Genomic DNA, 19,552 nt, shown 5'->3' with positions numbered 1-19,552 from the left:
TATGTATAAAATAGCCGTAGCCGGAACCGGTTACGTCGGCCTTGTAGCCGGCGTCTGCTTTGCCGAAATGGGACATCAAGTAACCTGTGTGGACATCGATGAAAACAAAGTTGAGTTGATGAAATCTGGTGTGTCACCAATCTATGAAGCGGATTTAGAAGAACTTATGCAAAAGAATTATGCAGCAGGTAGACTTGAATATACTACTGATTATAAGTCAGCTTATAAAGAAGCAGATGCGATATTTATTGGTGTTGGAACTCCTGAGCAGCCTGATGGATCGGCTAATCTTTCATACATAGCTACAGTTGCAAGACAAATAGCAGAAACAATAGAAAAAGATTGCCTTGTTGTGGTTAAATCAACTGTTCCTGTAGGAACAAATGATAAGGTGCAGCAGTTTATACATGATTTTCTACCTCGTGAAGGAGAAAAAATTGTTGGTAACGGTAATGGAGTAGGTAGAGACATCAGAGTTGAAGTAGCATCTAATCCAGAGTTTTTAGCGCAAGGAACTGCTGTTAGAGATACTTTGCAAGCAGCAAGAATCATAATTGGTACTGAGAGCAAATGGGCAGAAGATATTCTTATGAAAATCTATGAGCCGTTTAATATCCCAGTTGTATCTGTTAAAAGAAGATCTGCAGAGATGATCAAATATGCATCTAACGATTTTCTTGCTCTGAAAATATCTTACATGAACGATATTGCTAATCTTTGCGAATTGGTAGGAGCAGATATTCAAGATGTATCAAGAGGAATGTCGTTTGATGAACGCATCGGAAGCAAGTTCTTAAATGCAGGTATTGGTTATGGAGGTAGCTGTTTTCCTAAGGATACGAAGGCACTAGAGTACTTAGCGAGACAAAATGGATATGAGCTTAAAACCGTTAAAGCAGCTATTGATGTCAATACTAACCAAAAGACAATTCTGTTTAAAAAAGCATCTAAAAGACTTATCACCTTTAATGGTCTAAAAGTAGCGGTGCTAGGATTGACATTTAAACCTGGGACCGATGACTTAAGAGAAGCTGCTTCGCTAGAAAATATACCTTTGTTATTAAATCAGGGAGCAGAAATCTATGCTTTTGATCCTGTAGGTAAAGTGAATTTTTCTAAGGAGTACCCAGAAGGTGGGAACGGTAAGGGGAGTATCAAATATGTTGAGAGCATAAAAGAAGCTCTTGAAGGTGCGAATGTCTGTTTTGTATTTACTGAGTGGGGAGAAATTAAAGCAATAGAGCCGGAAGTTTATAAAGATTTAATGAGAACGCCGTTGGTGTATGACGGCAGGAATTTGTATGGTGTTCAAGATATGAAAGAAGCTGGCGTGGAGTATTATTCCATCGGAAGATAGTTGAAGGGGCGAGCTATTTGAATGATATACCTGTAGATCACACAAAAACATATCTAATTACTGGAGCAGCTGGCTTTATAGGCTTTTATTTATCTAAAAGGTTATTGGAGCAAGGGAGCCGTGTGATCGGTGTTGATAATATAAATGATTATTATGATGTCAACCTCAAACACGTTCGCTTAGAGCAACTAAAGTTATATAGCCGTTTTGAATTCATAAAAGTTGATATATCAGATAAGGACAAGATTACAAAGATCTTTGAAGAATATAAACCGAATATTGTAGTGAATCTTGCAGCTCAGGCTGGAGTGCGTTACTCTATAGAGAACCCAGGTGTGTATATTCAAAGCAATATTGTAGGTTTCTTTAACATTCTTGAAGCTTGTAGAAATTATCCAGTTGACCATCTTGTATATGCTTCATCTAGCTCAGTTTATGGGTCTAATAAAAAGGTTCCTTTTGAAGAATCAGATGTTGTGGATCATCCGGAATCGCTTTATGCAGCTACGAAAAAGTCGAATGAGCTAATGGCGCATACTTATAGTCATCTGTATAAGATACCGACTACTGGTCTACGCTTCTTTACTGTTTACGGTCCAATGGGTCGTCCAGATATGGCATATTTCGGATTTACTCAGAAATATTTTGCTGGTGAATCTATTAAAATATTTAATAATGGTGATTTTAAAAACGATCTTTATCGGGACTTTACTTACGTAGACGACATTGTTGAGGGTATTGAGAGACTTCTAAGTAAAGCACCGACAGAAGCGGTTCCTCATAAGGTGTTTAATATAGGAAACAACAGCCCAGAAAAGTTAATGGTATTTATTGAAACATTAGAAAAGTGTTTAAGCAAGGCTACTGGTAGAGAAGTGATATTTAATAAAGTATTTGAGCCTATTAAACCAGGGGATGTACCAGCAACATACGCATCTACAGATTTATTACAACAAGCCGTAGGGTTTAAACCAAAAACTTCCATTGAAGAAGGTCTACAAAAATTTGTTGATTGGTATGTGGAATATTATGATGCTAGATGAAGTATTATATTGAGCAAAATTAGTAGCCACGAACTAATGAGTATTTATAAATAAGATATTGAGATAGGAATATTGTATGAAGAGCAATACAGATAAATCGAAGAAGAAAAGAAAAAGGCTACATTTGAGTTACGTGATTTTTCTATTGTTTTTCTTGTTCTTCTTTACGGCTGGCCGTTTTCTAGCCCTAACTCAACTTCCCAAACAATCAGATGTCATCATTGTCCTAAGCGGAGGTCAAGGTCGTGTAGAAAAGGCAGCTGAGTTATATAGAGCAGGCTATGCTCCTTATATAATTCTTTCCAATGCTAAAGAGTTAACGAGTAAATCAGGTGACATGGTCCAAACCGCCCTAGCTTTAGGCATACCCCAGGACGTTATTTATACCGAGAACGCGGCGGATAGCACTTATCAGAATGCCGAGTACACTCTTCCTATAATGAAGGAATACGGTTTTAAATCTGCGATTGTTGTTTCCTCTGATTTTCACATGCGGAGGGTGAAATTTATTTTTGGTCGTGTGTACAAAAAATCGGAGATTGAGCTGACATATGTGGGTTCTGCATCAGGATATAACGCTAAACGCTGGTGGAGTGACCGAAAAAGTAGAGAAACAACGTTCAACGAGTATGTGAAAATGATCGGCAACACCTTTGGTTACAATGGTCCGGAGGCAAAAAGTACTCTTGATCAGATTAAGAACTGGTTTCGCTAATCTGCTGTAGAATGTTCACTATAATCCGACAAAAACAGTTTTTTTCTTATCTTGGCTTAAGGCGCATTACGACAAACAATATTGTTTAATAGTTTTATACTTATAACTATATCAATATTATTCTCGTGGGAGAGACGCCAAATGCCAAATTACTATTTTAAGGAGATATGGACGCCTTTAAAATTAGTGAATATTCGTTTTTATCTGGATGATGAAAATCGTGTTTGGGTTAAAGTTTGGTCTAAGCATCGGCGACTTCTAAAAAGAGTAGAGTCTACTATATAACTTCCGAGGTCTATCTCTTTTGGCTGAGAATTTTTAAGTCACTGAGCAGTGACTTATTTTTTTGGAGAACGGAATTTTTGACGATTTTAAGAACTAGTAGGCCCTAATGTTTCCTTTTTGCTATCACAACCTTATAAATTAGCTAAAAATAACTCATCCTAACCGTAGCGAACCTACGGTTTTTTATTTATAATAATTATTATCTGGATTTCATAAAGCGTTCAAAAAATCTGTAAAAAGTCTTATTTTCGTGTGATATACTTAACACAGTGTTTTGAGATGTTGTGAAAGTGAACGGTATGTAAGATATTAATTTATATAATTGGATTTCAGCAACTTATAGAGACTAGGATGGTGAACTATCGATGCACATCGTCGTCGTTGGCCTGAATTATCGTACGGCTCCCGTGGAGGTTCGGGAACAGTTTGCTTTTGCGGAAAGTGATCTTCCGGCAGCGCTCCATCAACTGATGAAGACGAAGGGTGTGCTAGAAGGGGTCTTAGTAGCTACCTGCAACCGTACGGAAATTTATGTGGTGATGGACCGCCTTCATATGGCTGGTTATTTCATCCGCGGCTTTATGGAGCAATGGTTTGGTGTGAAAAGTGAGCAATTTGCTCAGCATATGTATATTTATGAAGACGAACAGGCGATTGCGCATTTGTTCCGCGTGACCTGCGGTCTGGATTCCATGGTGATTGGGGAGACGCAGATCCTGGGACAGGTACGGAGTTCTTTTCTCACAGCTCAGGCTGAGGGTGTAACTGGAACTTGGTTCAATCGGTTGTTCAAGCAAGCGGTGACGCTCGGCAAAAGAGCACATAGTGAAACGTCAATCGGCGAGAGCGCAGTATCGGTCAGTTATGCGGCTGTGGAGCTGGGCAAGCGGATTTTTGGCATGTTCACTGGGAAAAAAGTGCTGATTCTCGGCGCCGGCAAAATGAGCGAGCTTACCGTGAAGCATCTATACAGTAGTGGTGCGGCAGAAGTGATTGTCGCTAACCGTACGCTGTCGCGTGCGATTGAATTGGCGGAGAAGTTCTCGGGTAAGCCGAGCACGATTGAAGATGCGTTAACAACTCTAAATGAAGTAGATATCGTGATCAGCTCGACAGGAGCAGACGGGTATGTGCTTACGGCTGATAAGGTAGCGCATGCTATGAAACGCCGCCCTTCGCGGCCGCTTTTTATGATTGATATTGCTGTACCACGTGATATTGATCCTGCGGCGGCAAATGTGCCGGATGTTTTTTTGTATGATATTGACGATCTGGAGGGCATTGTGGAGAACAATCTGGAAATGCGCCGAAGTGAAGCTGCGAAGATTGAAGTGATGATCAGCGAGGAAATGGATGAGTTCCAGCTGTGGCTCAAGACGCTTGGGGTAAGACCGGTGATCCGGGCGCTCCAGGATAAATCGAATACGATTCATGAAGAAACGATGGAGAGTCTGTTCAACAAGCTGCCCGAGCTGGACGAGCATCAGCGGAAAGTGATCCGCCGCCTGACTAAAAGTATCGTGAACCAGATGATGCATGATCCGATCAATGTAATTAAAGAGCTGTCCGGCGGTAAGCAAGGGAATGAAGCACTTGATTATTTTTCAAAAATCTTTGCGTTGCAGGAACAGCTCAAATCCGATTCAGATGATGGAGACATTGCCCCGGTGAAGCAGTCTAGTTCTGGTGAACGTACGGCTGGCAGCGCTGATTTCTCTGTGCCTAAAACGGCGCTTGCTCCGGCAGGCTTGCTGGGCGGGTGAATAATATGCAACTGCTGAACGGAATATATGACGCCGCTCTGCTGGTCTATGCCCTGAGCCTGCTGTTTGTTTTCTCGGATTGCCTTAAAAGGAGTCCGGGTGGGAAGCGGTTAGGCACGGGGCTTCTTGTTGTTGTGGGTCTTTTGCAAGTTGCAGGACTTGGAATTCGTTTCTCTCAGGAGAAAGGCCTGCCTATTTTTACTCCTTATGATTTCTTGTTTTGGTTTGCGTTTAGTATTGTGCTGACTTCGCTTGCGGTGGCTTTTACACGTGGAGGCGAGTTTACGATTTTGCTGCTCAGTATGGCTGGTTTTAGTGTTTTTCTGCTTAATCGGGTCTGGCTGACGGCGGGTGGGCATACGCTTGAGACTTGGAGTGCGGTGTATGGCTGGCTGACGATGCATGTGATTTTGGCAAATTTGAGTTTTGCAGCACTGACGTTAGGGACGGTTTTTGCAATATTGTACTTGTTCCTGCACACCAGACTCAAAAGCAAGAAATGGAGCGACCGGATCCGTCGTTTGCCGAACCTGGAGACTACAGATAAATACTCTTATACCGCTATTTTGGTGGGCACTCCTTTGCTGGGAATATCGCTGGTGGTGGCGGGTTTATCTATAGTTTCTGAGGGACGGACGCTTTTATTGAAGGATTTAAAAGTATTAACGACTCTTATCGGTCTTGGGATTTACATATTTTATATTATCTTTAAGAAGTCCGGGCGGAAAAGTGGAGTAAGTATGGCTCGCTGGGCGATTTTAGGATATGCTTTTATTATCTTAAATTTTCTGTTGAATTCTTGGTCTGATTTTCACGGTTGGAGCGGGGAGTGAGGGGCATGGCGCGTTATTTACCCATAATGCTGGATTGTGAAGGGCAGCCCTGTGTGGTTATTGGCGGTGGTGTCGTGGCTGAACGTAAGGTGAGCGGGCTGTTGGAAGCTGGAGCGGCGGTTAAGGTGATTAGTCCTTCTTTGACAGATCCGCTTGATTCTCTAGCTGAAAAAGGTCTTCTGATCTGGATGGACCGTACTTATGCTCCCGGAGATCTCCGTGGGGCCTTTCTCGTATATGCAGCCACTAACGATAGGGCGGTTAATGAAGAGGTTGCGCGGGAGTCAAGGCAGCTTGGAATTCATGTGAATGTGGCCAGCCATGCGGAAGCGGGAAACTTTATCACGCCCGGAGTGGTTCGGAGGGGACGTTTGACGGTAGCTGTATCTACTTCGGGTGCTGGCCCGCTTGCGGCAACGAAGATCAAAAATGTGCTTGAAAAAGCGCTGGATGCGGCGTATGAGCCATATTTGGATTTTGTGCATGCCATGCGTACCCGGATTAAGGAAAAAGAACCTTCTGCTGAAGTTCGTGGAAGGCTTTTGCGGAAGCTAGGCGCGCTGGATGTGTTGAACGAGATGAGTATGGGTACCTTCATAGCGTGGAGCCCGGAGGATATGGACGCTTGGATTGCTCAGCAACGGGTAGAGTAAAAGTGCGCGTGGACACTGTAAAGATTAGAAAATTGGGTTAGATTAAGATATGAAGTGGATGAGCGGTTTTGAGTAACATGATATATGGCTGATTTGGCTCGTAGTAGCTTAGATGGTGGAATGTACGGTATAAATACTGTTGAATTGAGCTTAAGTAGCTGAGATGGTGGAATGTACGGTATAAATACTGTTGAATTGAGCTTAAGTAGCTGAGATGGCGGAATGTACGGTATAAATACTGTTGAATTGAGCTTAAGTAGCTGAGATGGTGGAATGTACGGTATAAATACTGTTGAATTGTGCTTAAGTAGCTTGGATGGCGGAATGTACGGTATAAATCCCGTTGAATTGGGATGGAGTAGCTTGGATGTCGGAATGTACGGTATAAATCCCGTTGAATTGAGCTTAAGTAGCTGAGATGGTGGAATGTACGGTATAAATCCCGTTGAATTGGACTTAAGTAGCTGAGATGGCGGAATGTACGGTATAAATCCCGTTGAATTGGGATGGAGTAGCTTAGAGGGTGGAATGTACGGTATAAATCCCGTTGAATTGAGCTTAAGTAGCTGAGATGGTGGAATGTACGGTATAAATCCCGTTGAATTGGGATGGAGTAGCTGAGATGGTGGAATGTACGGTATAAATACTGTTGAATTGGGCTTAAGTAGCTGAGATGGTGGAATGTACGGTATAAATCCCGTTGAATTGGGTTGAAGTAGCTGAGATGGTGGAATGTACGGTATAAATCCCGTTGAATTGAGCTTAAGTAGCTGAGATGGCGGAATGTACGGTATAAATCCCGTTGAATTGGGATGGAGTAGCTTAGAGGGTGGAATGTACGGTATAAATACTGTTGAATTGGGCTTAAGTAGCTGAGATGGCGGAATGTACGGTATAAATACTGTTGAATTGGGCTTAAGTAGCTGAGATGGCGGAATGTATAGTAACAATGCCCTCTAAATAAGCAACAGTCGTCGAAGGAGCTAAAAGAAAGGCAAAAATGCCCTATAAATGAGCAACAGTCGCCGAATGAGCTAAAAGAAAGGCAAAAATGCCTCAAATTTGGTGGGGATCATCCGAAGTAGCGAATTCAAAGGCAATAATGCCTTTTTTAGAGTGAGAGTAGTTAATTGGTTAGTTTGGGTTTGGATTTCTAGTGCAAGGTTTTGCGGTGAAGAGTAAGAGGCGAACGTTACCAGGAGGAATGGACAAATGCGTAAGGTTATAGTGGGGAGTAGACAGAGCGCGCTTGCGTTGACGCAAACGGGACATGTGATTGCTGATCTGGAGCGGCTTAGCGAGGAGCATGGTTTTGGTTTTACTTTTGAAGTGAAAAAGATCGTCACCAAAGGTGACCGCATTCTTGACGTTACTTTATCCAAGGTAGGCGGCAAAGGGTTGTTCGTGAAAGAAATCGAGCAAGCGATGCTGGAAAAAGAAATTGACATGGCGGTGCACAGCATGAAGGATATGCCATCCGAGTTACCGGATGGGTTGATCAATGGTGCTGTGCCGAAGCGTGTCGATCCGCGTGATGTTTTGATCTCTAACGGAGGCGTCTCGCTAGACGAGCTGCCTCAGGGTGCACGCGTAGGCACAAGCAGCCTACGCCGATCCAGCCAGCTCGCTGCGCTGCGGCCTGATCTGGTCATTGAGCCCGTGCGCGGCAACATTGACTCGCGGCTGCGCAAGCTGGAGAGCGGCGAATACGACGCAATCCTGCTGGCAGCGGCGGGGCTGTCGCGCATGGGCTGGCAGGATCGCGTGAGCGCCTACCTGCCGCCGGAGGTTTGCCTGCCCGCTGTAGGGCAGGGCGCACTCGGCATCGAGTGCCGCGCAGATGACGCTGACCTGCGGAAGCTGCTGGCATTATACAACGACGCCGATACGGCATTAACGGTAGCGGCGGAGCGCACGTTCCTTGGCGTGCTGAATGGCGGCTGCCAAGTGCCGATTGGTGCTCATGCGGTGCTTGACACAGCCGCCAAAGCTGCTACCGCTGAGCACAAAGTAATCTCGTTAACGGGGATGGTGGGAACACCGGACGGTTCAACGATTTTGAAAGAAACTTGCACGGGGATTGACCCGGTACAGCTCGGCGAAGAAGTCGCTAAAAAGCTGATTGCAAGAGGAGCGGAGAAGATACTGTCAGACGTTAGGGGATGAGTGGATTGACGGGGAAGGTTTATTTGGTAGGTGCAGGTCCCGGGGACGCAAAGCTGATTACTGTGAAAGGCCTCGAGTGTATCCAAAAAAGCGACGTGTTGGTGTATGATCGCTTGGCAAGTCCTAGATTGCTGAAATGCATGAAACCCGGCGGGGAGAAGATTTATGTAGGCAAGCTGCCGGATCGCCACACGATGAAGCAGGAAGAGATTAATCAATTGTTAGTTGATTTGGCTTTACAGGGGAAAACAGTGGTGCGGCTTAAGGGTGGGGACCCTACGATTTTTGGCCGGGTGGGTGAAGAAGCGGAGCTGCTGCGCAAAAATGGGATCTATTACGAAATCGTACCGGGCATCACGTCAGCGATCAGTGTACCTGCCTATGCGGGTATACCTGTTACGCACCGCGATCATGCCTCTTCCCTGTCGATTATCACCGGGCATGAGAGCCCGGATAAACTGGATCATTCCATACATTGGGATAAAGTAACGAACGCCACGGGAACGTTAGTGTTTCTGATGGGCGTAGCTAAAATAGGTTATATCAGCGCTCAGCTGATCAAGCACGGGCGGCCGCCAGAAACACCAGTGGCACTTGTGCGCTGGGGCACCCGCGCGGATCAGGAGACGCTGACGGGAACCCTCGCCGATATTGAGGCGAAGGTGAAGGCGGCGGATTTTCAGCCGCCGGCAGTCATCGTCGTCGGCGACGTGGTGCTGCAGCGTGAGCAGCTGAAGTGGGTCGAGGCGATGCCGTTATTCGGCAAACGCATCGTGGTGACACGGGCTCGCAGCCAAGCAAGCGAGCTGGTGGATAGAATTGAAGAACTCGGCGGGGAACCCTACGAGTTCCCGGTGATCGAGACGATCATGCCGGAAGGGGCAGAGAAGAAGGAGAAGATTGCAGCGGCGTTTGGCGCGCTGGAATCGTACGACTGGGTATTCTTCACTAGCCCGAACGGCGTGGAGTTTTTTTGGCGCCACTTGGCGGAGCTGGGGGCGGACATTCGCGGGCTACACCGCGCGCGTATTGCAGCGGTGGGGCCAGGCACAGCCGCCGCGCTGGCGCAGCGCGGGGTGATCGCTGAGGAACTTCCGGCGAAGTTTCAGGCGGAAGGTCTGATTGAGACGTTCGGTCCCCAGCTGCTGCCGGGGCAGAACGTGCTATTGCCGCGCGGCGATCTGGCGCGGGACTGGCTGCCGGACAAGCTGAGAGAGCTTGGCCTTCAGGTGACAGACGTGGATACCTATGAGACGGTTGTCACGGGTGAGGATGACGTCGAGCTGCTGAAGCTGCTAGAGGAAGGTCGCGTTCACGCGGTAACCTTCACCAGCTCGTCAACCGTGCGTAATTTCATACACATCCTGAAACGGATGGGGCTTGAAGATCCGCTCCCGCTGCTTGCAAATGTGAAAATCGCCTGCATCGGCCCGTTAACGGAGCAGACTGCGGTAGACGCGGGACTGACACCGGGACTCTTGCCTGAAGAGGCAACCATAGACGGTTTGGTGCAGGAGCTCTGCCGCTGGAATGCGGAGACTCAGCTGCAGTAGCGCTCGGATCGAGGATAGAACGAAGCAATAGTTTACAGGTGTGCTTAGCTTACGCAGCTTACTTTCTGGTGGGAAGGTAGAAGCTGATTACTCTGCGGGGAGAGTAGTAGCTGTTCAACGGAGAAGGCAGTGCCTGCTTAGAAATATAGCGCTCAGCTTATAATTAGTTACATTACAGGCTAGAGTTTTGTTCGTGGTTACATGTGAGTTGGTAGTTATTAAATAGTTCGTAGGTACATGTGAGTTCGTGGTTACATGTGTGTTGGTAGTTACTAAATAGTTCGTGGTTACATGTGAGTTTAGAGTTTGTTCGTAGTTACTAAATAGTTCGTGGTTACATGTGAGTTGGTAGTTATTAATGAGTTCGCGGTTACTTTTACTAACTAACATTTGTTGGTTTACTCGCCGTTATATCTACGCTCAAAAGTGCCACATCGCTACCTTCAAGTAACATATAAATTGAACTCCGAACGTAGTGACTTATGGAGTCCGGAGGATAATATTTGGTTGTAAACTAACTGGTATGTAGAGAATATGCAGTAGGTTAATGTGAGCAGATCTGCTTGAGGTTTAGGTTTAGTTGTACTTTATACAATTAAATTTCCTATATATCAGCTAAAGCCGAGTTTAGTTGTAGTATGTGCAATTAAATATCCGCTAAATGAGGAATCTTCGCACTTTTGTAATAAATAACTGTAGAGAATGCAACTAAAGCTTACAATTAGGACAAAACATCGAGATAGTTGCACAAACTACAACTATACGTAGTTAGCCAGTGGTCGGCGGTTTGGTTGTAGCTAATTTAGACTTGGCTGCGGCTAGTTGTAGTTTGCTGCCAGACACATAATTTGGTTTTATATTTTATTTTTCAGGAGGATGAACAAATGAGCTTTCCAATTACACGTCACCGCCGTTTGCGCGGCTCTGCTGGAATTCGTGGCATGGTGCGGGAGACGATACTGAATGTGCTGGATATGGTACAGCCTATTTTTGTGACTTATGGAACAGGTGTGAAGAATGAGATTAGCTCGATGCCGGGTGTGTATCATTTTTCGCTGGATACGTTAAAAGCAGAAGTGGACGAGATTGCCGCACTAGGCATCCCGGCTGTATTGTTGTTCGGGATTCCTGAGACGAAGGATGCTATCGGTTCTTCCGGTTTTGCAGAGGATGGAATTGTGCAAGAGGCTACTCGCTTGATCAAGCAGTGGTACCCAGAGCTGTTGGTCGTTGCAGATACCTGCCTTTGTGAATTTACGGATCACGGACATTGTGGAATGGTGCATACGCATACGGTGAATGGTGTGGTCCATGGCGATGTTATCAACGATGCCTCGCTGGAGCTTTTGACTCGTACGGCGGTATCCCAAGCAAAAGCTGGAGCAGATATTATCGCCCCTTCCAACATGATGGATGGATTTGTTCACGCAATTCGTGCGGGACTTGATGAGAACGGCTTTGAGCATGTGCCGATTATGTCGTATTCGGTCAAATATGCTTCGGCATTTTATGGCCCTTTCCGCGAAGCAGCGGATTCAGCACCACAGTTCGGGAATCGCAAAACATATCAAATGGACCCTGCCAATCTGCGCGAAGCACTCCGTGAAGCAGAATCCGATGTGCTGGAAGGCGCGGATATGTTAATGGTGAAGCCAGCTCTGGCTTACCTAGATGTGATTCGTACGATTCGTGATCAGTTTGATCTTCCTTTGGTGGCTTACAATGTGAGTGGAGAATATTCCATGGTAAAAGCAGCGGCATTGCAAGGCTGGATCGACGAGCAAGCCGTTGTGCTGGAAATGCTGACGGGCATGAAACGTGCTGGTGCGGACATTATTATTACTTATTTTGCAAAAGATGCAGCCCGCTGGCTGCGCGGCTAATCTTCATCACACCGACATCGCGGCAGCTAATATATGTTTGTACAAGCTTGTGTAACCAAGAAGAGAATAGGAGTGAAGATACATGAGTAATGTGCCAATGGCGCGTAAAGAGGAAGCGTCCCGGAAGGCTTTTGATGAAGCAAAACAATATATTCCCGGCGGGGTGAACAGCCCTGTACGGGCGTTTAAATCCGTAGGTCTGACTCCGATTTATGTGGATCATGGGATAGGTTCGCGTATTTTTGATATCGACGGCAACAGCTTTATCGACTATGTGCTCTCATGGGGTCCGCTGATTATGGGTCATGCGCATCCCGAGGTTGTGAAGGCATTGCAGGAGACGGCGGTAAAAGGGACAAGCTTTGGCGCTCCAACGCTACTCGAAACGGAAATGGCAAAAACTGTTGTTGAACGAGTGGCATCTGTAGATATCGTACGCATGGTTAACTCTGGAACGGAAGCTACGATGAGCGCGATTCGTTTGGCACGTGGTTACACTGGACGCAGCAAAATCTTGAAATTTGAAGGCTCCTACCACGGTCACGCGGATAGTCTGCTTATTAAGGCTGGCTCTGGTGTAGCTACATTGGGCTTGCCGGATAGCCCGGGTGTCCCAGAAGGCGTTGCAATGAATACCATTACGGTTCCTTACAACGATTTGGAGTCCACTCAGATTGCTTTCGAACGTTTTGGCAATGAGATTGCCGCAGTGATCGTAGAGCCGATTGCCGGCAACATGGGCGTGGTTCCACCGCTTCCAGGCTTCCTGGAAGGGCTTCGTAAATTAACTTCTGACAATGGTTCGCTGCTTATTTTTGATGAGGTTATGACAGGCTTCCGTGTTAATCGTGGTTGTGCTCAAGGCTTGTTCGGGATTACTCCGGATATTACTTGTTTTGGCAAAGTTATCGGCGGCGGACTTCCAGTGGGTGCTTATGGCGGCAAAAGAGAGATCATGGAGCAAATCGCTCCTACTGGACCGATTTATCAGGCGGGCACACTTAGTGGTAATCCATTGGCGATGGCAGCCGGATATACTACGCTCAAGCTATTGACCCCGGAAGTGTATGATCGTCTGGAACAATTGGGTGCACGTCTGGAAGCGGGTTTGAAAAAGAATTCAATTGAGACTGGCATTCCGCTCACTATCAACCGGGTGGGATCAATGGTTTGCCCATTCTTTACTGAAGGACCTGTAATCAATTTTGAAACGGCTAAGTCCAGTGACACGGATCTTTTCCGTCGTTATTTTGGTCATATGGTAAACCAAGGCATCAGTGTGCCACCTTCACAGTTTGAGGGGATGTTCATATCGGCTGCACATAGTGAGCAAGATATTGATGATACCATTGAGGGTCATTATAATGCCCTGAAGGCCCTTTGAGCATCGGAGCCGGAGAAAGAACCGGTGGTGGCGCTTGGACCCGGCGTGGAGAGTGGCTCGAGGTAACACCCGGCAAAATCATTACTGGAGCCGAGGATACGCAGGCAATGATTGACAAGTGGCTGCTAGAAACTGTTGGCATGCCCGAGAAACTTCATCTGCGGTTACGCCGCGAGGGAGGCATTCAGTGGAAAGGCGACCGGCTTCGGCTGGCGCTTTTTCCCGATCGTGAAGCGGGGCTTGAACCGATATGGGAAGAGCTTGAGGTGCTGTATGAGGATGATTTTTGCCTGGTAGCTCATAAACCAGCTGGGCTGGCGGTACATCCAGATGGCAGTGGAACAGGTGTAACTCTGGATCACCTCGTAGCTGCGCATTATATCACTTCCGGCGAAAATGTGGCTGTGCGCCATATTCACCGCTTGGACAAAGATACAACGGGTCCGGTGATGTATGCGAAAAATGAGTTCGCACAGTTAGTCCTGGACGAGAATATGCGTGAAAAAAGCATCTCGCGGCACTACGCCGCGATCGTTGAAGGCATCGTGCCGCCCGCGCTTAAGGTGATCGATGCCCCGATTGGGCGCGATCGGCATCACGCTGCGCGCAGACGGGTCTCGCCCGGCGGACAATCTGCCGTGACGCGAATCATCGAGCGCGAGGCACTGCATGGCGGAAGCCTAGTGCATGTGCAGCTGGAGACTGGACGGACGCATCAGATTCGCGTTCATCTCAGCCATATGGGTCATCCCTTGTATGGGGATGAACTATATGGCGGTCCGGTCTGGGCTTCCAGCGCTGCCGGCCGCCATGCCCTGCATGGCGAGGCATTGTCCTTCCGCCATCCTTGGAGCGGAGAACAGCTGGAAGTCAGCGATCCGTGGCCGGAGGATATGCTGCAGCTGCGAGAGCTGCTGTCTGAAGCACCCTGACAGATACGTAAGTGGCTAAGGAACAGTAGAATCAGCAAAAGCTGGTTCTACTGTTCTTTTTCTATTTTTTCAGAAAAAAAACATCTATCCATGTCTTATTAATAAAAGCAGCATATAATACTTTGTTCTTACGAAGTAGTGCATCTATCAGCAGGCTGAAGGTTTGGTGAGCTCTTAAATTCATGAAATTTATTAGCATCCTGTCCGGTTAGTACTACCAAAGTTGTCATGCCTCTCTGTTTGAAGCATATACATGTGGGGAGTAACATTTTGGGCTTATGCTCTGGGCCTGTCTCAGGGTTAGATTATGCCAAGAAGGAGGACATATCCCGTGTTTGATCAGTCCCACGGCTTGCGGTTTGATATTTACGAACGCATTCACCTTTCGGAAGAGCTTCCGGGAATAGCTGAGCTGGAGGAGGTTGAACTACTTCCGGAAATTCAGGTGATTCAGCGGGAGGATCGTGCCGAGTTATATGGTCAGCTGTTGCTTACCGGGCTTTACCGGAGTGAAGATGACCGAACACAACGTCTGGAGCATGCCATTCCCGTGGAAATCACTGTTCCGCTTACACGCGTCAGCTCGATTGAAGATATTGGGGTAGAGATTGAGAATTTTGATATCGATCTGCTCACGATGCGCACTGTGAATATAACAGGCGTATTATCGCTGCGGGGGATCGGTGGTGCGGACCCTCAACCTCAACCAGCCTGGCAGCAAGAGGAGTATACAGTCGCCTATTCTCCTGTGAATGATGACAGGGTAGAAGCTACTGCGGAGCTACAAGAACAGGAAAATGATGCACTTTATGAAAATTCTCAGTGGACCTTCGGTGAGGATGCCTCACAGGTTGCTGTAGAAGAACATGAGCATGCCGAAGCGAATGAACAGGAAGCAGAAGAATCATTAGTCTCAAGTGGAGTCGCTCATACGTCCCCTGTAGTCAATTTCTCATCCGGTCAGGAGAAGGACAAGGGAGCTAAAGCACGGACACATAGTCTGGAGTCCCAAGTTGAGGATGCTAAAGCGGGTTTATCCGATTACTGGTTTAAAGCCGAGGCCCAGAACAAAGAGGTTGAGGTGTCTCAGCTGAATCAAGCAAGCTATGTGAGCGAAGAGAACCAACAGTCGGCAGAGGAATATTTTACTCCTAGAGAGACCGCTGTTCTAGCCGTTAGTGCAGATGCAATTCAGGATATCCCTGTATTCGCTTCTGAAAATGAGGCTAATAATGAGCTTCCTAAGCAAGAAGAGAATACTGCGCCGATTAATGAGAATGCGAACGAAGTTTTTGTTTCACAAGAGAGTGTGGCTTCTCATGAGGAGAAACAAGATCTTAAGATCGCCTTGGGCAGTAAAAAAGAAGCAGAAATTCCGGAAAAAGAACATCTCACCTTCTCCTCTTTACTAAGCTCCAGTCGTGTCCGTAAAGAGCAGGAAGCTCTGCAGTCGGAAGGAAATACATCTGCAGCAGTGGACGTTCCAGAGGTTGGCAATAATACGGAATGGAAGAGCAGATTCATTGCCAGCGCGGATGGAGCTAATATGTTCCGCAAAGTTCGGCTGTGTATTGTGCAGCGTGAAGAAACACTGGATACCATAGCAGAGAAGTATCAGCTAAGTGCGCGGGAGCTGGTAATGTATAATCGCTTATCCGGGCAGAGTGTAGAGGAAGGCCAAGTGTTGTACATCCCGTAATCGAATCGTGATGCGTACACACATGAATAGGTGAATCCCGATCAGGTATTAGGATCGGGATTTTTGCTGTTTCATTGTTGGAAGGGATGCTTCAGAAGAAATAAGTCGAAATTCAGCCTAAAGTCCCGCTGCAAAGGCGTATCCAGGTTGACTAGGGGGGGCTCAAAATGTATTATGGAGTAAGCAATATCTAAGTAAAGACTGGGAACGGGAAGAGTAGGCGGTCAGCCCTTCAGAGAGCGGAATTGCAAGTGCTGTGACATTCCGTAGGAAACAGCCCCCGAAGTCGCCCCGGAGTCGCCCTTTTGAGCTTATCTTCATACCTGTGAAGGATAAGTTAGGTTGTGGCCGGTAGCAGCCGTTATCTGTACGAGTGTCGCGCTAAGCTTCTGAATCCGTAGGGTAAGAAGTGTAGTTTTATTTTTCATTGGCGCGAAACAAAGGTGGTACCGCGAAAGAATGACCTTTCGTCCTTTGAGACGAGGGGTCTTTTTGTTTTTTTCAGAGACCTGTGCGCTCTATACAGCAACTTTACTAACAACTATAAGCAACTACAAGTAAACTAGTGGAGGTATCAGAGAATGGCTGACCAAAACCATCTAACAGCGGCAGATGCTGCCGCTACGAATGAATCTAAAAACGAGATGCCAACAACGTATGATCCGAAGGCAGCAGAACAGAAATGGTATTCCTACTGGACAGAGGGCGGATATTTCCGTGCAGGCCAGCGTCCGGATGCTAAAGCCTATAGTATTGTGATCCCGCCGCCAAACGTAACAGGAATGCTGCACATCGGGCATGCGCTCGATTTCACATTACAGGATATCCTGATTCGTACTAAACGGATGCAGGGCTTCGATACGCTTTGGTTGCCAGGTACGGACCACGCAGGTATTGCAACACAAACGAAGGTAGAGCAGAAGCTGCGCGAGCAGGGGATTTCTAGACATGACCTCGGACGTGAGAAGTTCCTGGAGCAGGTGTGGGATTGGAAAGACAAATACGCGAACACCATTCATGAGCAGTGGGCAAAAATGGGACTTTCCCTTGACTACTCCCGCGAGCGTTTTACCCTCGATGAGGGTTTGTCGAAGGGAGTTCGCGAGGTATTTGTTAAGCTTTATAATAAAGGCTTGATCTACCGCGGTAAACGTATCATCAACTGGGACCCGGCGGCTCGTACGGCGTTGTCGGATATCGAGGTTGAATATAAGGAAGTTAACGGTCATCTGTACCACCTGCGTTACCCCCTTAAAGATGGCAGCGGACATATCACTGTAGCGACCACACGTCCGGAGACGATGTTGGGTGATACGGCAGTTGCTGTTCATCCTGAGGATGATCGTTATAAAGATCTGATTGGTAAAACGCTGATCCTGCCGATTATCGGCCGGGAGATTCCAATTATCGCTGACGAGTATGTAGATAAAGAGTTTGGTAGCGGTGCGGTTAAGATCACGCCAGCTCATGATCCAAATGACTTCGAGGTAGGTCAACGGCACAATTTGCCGCAGATCAACGTAATGGATGAGAGCGGTACGATGAACGAAGAAGCAGGACCTTACCAAGGTCAAGACCGGAGTGAATGCCGTAAGGCCATCACGGCGGATCTGAAGGAGCAAGGCGTTCTGATCTCTATTGAAGATCATGTGCATCAAGTTGGACACAGTGAACGTTCAGGAGCGGTTGTTGAGCCTTACCTGTCCACACAATGGTTCGTGAAGATGCAGCCGCTCGCCGAAGCTGCCATCAATGCACAGAAGGATGGTAATGGGGTTAACTTTGTACCTGAACGGTTCGAGAGAACCTACCTGAACTGGATTGAAAACGTACGCGACTGGTGTATTTCCCGTCAGCTTTGGTGGGGACATCGTATTCCGGCTTGGTATTCTGAATCTACCGGTGAGCTGGTTGTGGCGAATGACGAGGAAGAAGCGCGCCGGATCAGCGGCTTAACCGACCTGAAACAGGACGAGGATGTTCTGGATACTTGGTTTAGCTCCAACCTCTGGCCGTTTGCAACCCTAGGCTGGCCGAATGAAGACAGTGCAGATTTCAAACGTTACTATCCGAACGATGTGCTCGTAACAGGCTACGATATTATTTATTTCTGGGTAGCGCGGATGATCTTCTCGGCACTGGAATTCACCGGAGAGAAACCATTCTCGGACGTATTGATGCATGGTTTGGTACGGGATGCTGAAGGACAAAAAATGTCCAAATCACTCGGCAACGGTGTAGATCCGCTTGAGGTTATCGAGAAGTATGGCGCAGATGCTATGCGTTATATGATTTCTACCGGCAGCACAGCGGGTCAGGATTTACGATTCCGTTGGGAAAAGGTAGAGCAGGCGCGTAATTTCGCTAATAAGATTTGGAATGCGTCACGCTTCGCCCTCATGAATCTTGAAGGAGTTAGCTTCGAGAATATTGACATTACTGGGGAGCTAACTACGGCTGACCGTTGGATTTTACACCGTCTGAACGAAACTTCTCGTGAAATTACGCGTCTAATTGACTCGTACGAGTTCGGCGAGACCGGCCGCCAGCTGTACAACTTCATTTGGGACGATTTGTGTGACTGGTATATTGAGTTCGCGAAGCTGTCGCTTTACGGAACGGATGCCGCAGCCAAAGCGAAGACACAGTCCGTACTTGCTTATGTACTCGACCGCACGATGCGCTTGATTCATCCGTTTATGCCGTTTATTTCGGAGGAAATCTGGCAGCATCTGCCGCATGAAGGAGAGACAATTACTTTGGCTGCTTGGCCTGAGTATGATGCTGCTCTGGAGAACCCGCAAGCGGTAGCGGAAATGAACCTGCTGATGGATGTAATCCGGGCAGTTCGTAATATCCGTGCTGAAGTAAATGTACCGATGAGCAAAAAGGTTGATTTGATTATTAAAGCGAGCAATGAGGAAACGCTGAGCATCATTACTCGTAACGACAACTACATCGGACGTTTCTGCAATACCTCTTCTTTCGAAGCTGGCCTGAATCCGGAAACGCCAGACAAGGTAATGTCCGCTGTAGTAACGGGAGCGGAACTGCTTCTGCCTTTGTCGGGGCTGATTGATATTGAACAAGAAATCGCTCGTCTGGAAAAAGAAGTGCAGACGCTGAACAGCGAAGTAGAACGCGTAGAGAAAAAGTTGAGCAATCAGGGCTTCGTGGCCAAAGCTCCCGCAAAAGTTATCGAAGAGGAGCAGGCGAAGCAGGCAGATTATTCTGCCAAACGTGAGAAAGTACTTGCCCGCATAGCAGAGCTGAGAGGATAAGAGAC

At 47.0% G+C, this 19,552-nt stretch carries 13 protein-coding genes and 1 other annotated feature; all 13 genes read left to right on the top strand.

Annotated features, from left to right (window positions below; genetic code table 11):
- Position 1: 1 nt before the first annotated feature.
- The 13 genes from NSQ55_RS24260 (at position 2) to NSQ55_RS24200 (ending at position 19,547) form a co-directional block, all read left to right on the top strand.
- Entirely contained in the window at positions 2-1,357 is a 1,356-nt protein-coding gene (locus NSQ55_RS24260; RefSeq protein ID WP_076281874.1) for a UDP-glucose/GDP-mannose dehydrogenase family protein, read from the top strand.
- A gap of 17 nt (positions 1,358-1,374) precedes the next feature.
- The gene (locus tag NSQ55_RS24255; protein ID WP_339169480.1) at positions 1,375-2,400 is read left to right on the top strand and encodes an SDR family NAD(P)-dependent oxidoreductase; all 1,026 of its coding nucleotides are present in this window, start codon (positions 1,375-1,377) and stop codon (positions 2,398-2,400) included.
- Positions 2,401-2,476: 76 nt separating this feature from the next.
- The gene (locus NSQ55_RS24250) at positions 2,477-3,115 is read left to right on the top strand and encodes a YdcF family protein (protein ID WP_339169478.1); all 639 of its coding nucleotides are present in this window, start codon (positions 2,477-2,479) and stop codon (positions 3,113-3,115) included.
- Between the two features lie 650 nt (positions 3,116-3,765).
- Positions 3,766-5,163, top strand: coding sequence for a glutamyl-tRNA reductase (gene hemA / locus NSQ55_RS24245; protein ID WP_076129406.1), 1,398 nt, complete (start codon positions 3,766-3,768; stop codon positions 5,161-5,163).
- A gap of 5 nt (positions 5,164-5,168) precedes the next feature.
- A complete protein-coding gene (gene ccsA, locus NSQ55_RS24240) occupies positions 5,169-5,996 on the top strand; it encodes a cytochrome c biogenesis protein CcsA (RefSeq protein ID WP_076129405.1) in 828 nt (275 codons plus the stop codon).
- A gap of 5 nt (positions 5,997-6,001) precedes the next feature.
- Positions 6,002-6,649, top strand: a complete 648-nt coding sequence (locus NSQ55_RS24235) for an NAD(P)-dependent oxidoreductase (RefSeq protein ID WP_339169476.1) — start codon at positions 6,002-6,004, stop codon at positions 6,647-6,649.
- Between the two features lie 1,212 nt (positions 6,650-7,861).
- A complete protein-coding gene (hemC, locus tag NSQ55_RS24230; protein WP_076129403.1) occupies positions 7,862-8,815 on the top strand; it encodes a hydroxymethylbilane synthase in 954 nt (317 codons plus the stop codon).
- 5 nt (positions 8,816-8,820) lie between these two features.
- A complete protein-coding gene (cobA, locus tag NSQ55_RS24225) occupies positions 8,821-10,368 on the top strand; it encodes a uroporphyrinogen-III C-methyltransferase (RefSeq protein ID WP_339169474.1) in 1,548 nt (515 codons plus the stop codon).
- 884 nt (positions 10,369-11,252) lie between these two features.
- The gene (gene hemB / locus NSQ55_RS24220; RefSeq protein ID WP_076129402.1) at positions 11,253-12,251 is read left to right on the top strand and encodes a porphobilinogen synthase; all 999 of its coding nucleotides are present in this window, start codon (positions 11,253-11,255) and stop codon (positions 12,249-12,251) included.
- A gap of 97 nt (positions 12,252-12,348) precedes the next feature.
- A complete protein-coding gene (gene hemL, locus NSQ55_RS24215) occupies positions 12,349-13,635 on the top strand; it encodes a glutamate-1-semialdehyde 2,1-aminomutase (RefSeq protein ID WP_076129443.1) in 1,287 nt (428 codons plus the stop codon).
- Positions 13,632-14,567, top strand: a complete 936-nt coding sequence (locus NSQ55_RS24210; RefSeq protein WP_248549652.1) for an RluA family pseudouridine synthase — start codon at positions 13,632-13,634, stop codon at positions 14,565-14,567. Before hemL ends, NSQ55_RS24210 begins: the two co-directional genes overlap by 4 nt.
- A 331-nt stretch (positions 14,568-14,898) precedes the next feature.
- On the top strand, positions 14,899-16,266 hold the full coding sequence (locus NSQ55_RS24205) for a LysM peptidoglycan-binding domain-containing protein (RefSeq protein WP_339169472.1): 1,368 nt from the start codon (positions 14,899-14,901) through the stop codon (positions 16,264-16,266).
- Between the two features lie 194 nt (positions 16,267-16,460).
- Positions 16,461-16,744: a binding site (T-box leader), on the top strand.
- Between the two features lie 103 nt (positions 16,745-16,847).
- Positions 16,848-19,547 carry a valine--tRNA ligase gene (locus tag NSQ55_RS24200; protein ID WP_076129400.1) on the top strand — a complete coding sequence of 900 codons (2,700 nt, stop codon included), beginning with the start codon at positions 16,848-16,850 and terminating at the stop codon, positions 19,545-19,547.
- Positions 19,548-19,552 lie beyond the last annotated feature (5 nt).

The organism is Paenibacillus sp. FSL H7-0943 (assembly GCF_037963265.1).
In the GTDB taxonomy this organism is placed as follows: domain Bacteria; phylum Bacillota; class Bacilli; order Paenibacillales; family Paenibacillaceae; genus Paenibacillus_AQ; species Paenibacillus_AQ odorifer.
Note: the sequence above shows the minus strand (reverse complement) of the source record. Positions and strands in the feature narration are given on the sequence as shown.

Excerpts from the sequence above, each read along its gene's own strand:
- NSQ55_RS24260 (WP_076281874.1), top strand. The coding sequence starts at position 2 with ATGTATAAAATAGCCGTAGCCGGAACCGGTTACGTCGGCCTTGTAGCC.
- NSQ55_RS24250 (WP_339169478.1), top strand. The coding sequence starts at position 2,477 with ATGAAGAGCAATACAGATAAATCGAAGAAGAAAAGAAAAAGGCTACAT.
- hemA (WP_076129406.1), top strand. The coding sequence starts at position 3,766 with ATGCACATCGTCGTCGTTGGCCTGAATTATCGTACGGCTCCCGTGGAG.
- ccsA (WP_076129405.1), top strand. The coding sequence starts at position 5,169 with ATGCAACTGCTGAACGGAATATATGACGCCGCTCTGCTGGTCTATGCC.
- NSQ55_RS24235 (WP_339169476.1), top strand. The coding sequence starts at position 6,002 with ATGGCGCGTTATTTACCCATAATGCTGGATTGTGAAGGGCAGCCCTGT.
- hemC (WP_076129403.1), top strand. The coding sequence starts at position 7,862 with ATGCGTAAGGTTATAGTGGGGAGTAGACAGAGCGCGCTTGCGTTGACG.
- hemB (WP_076129402.1), top strand. The coding sequence starts at position 11,253 with ATGAGCTTTCCAATTACACGTCACCGCCGTTTGCGCGGCTCTGCTGGA.
- hemL (WP_076129443.1), top strand. The coding sequence starts at position 12,349 with ATGGCGCGTAAAGAGGAAGCGTCCCGGAAGGCTTTTGATGAAGCAAAA.
- NSQ55_RS24200 (WP_076129400.1), top strand. The coding sequence starts at position 16,848 with ATGGCTGACCAAAACCATCTAACAGCGGCAGATGCTGCCGCTACGAAT.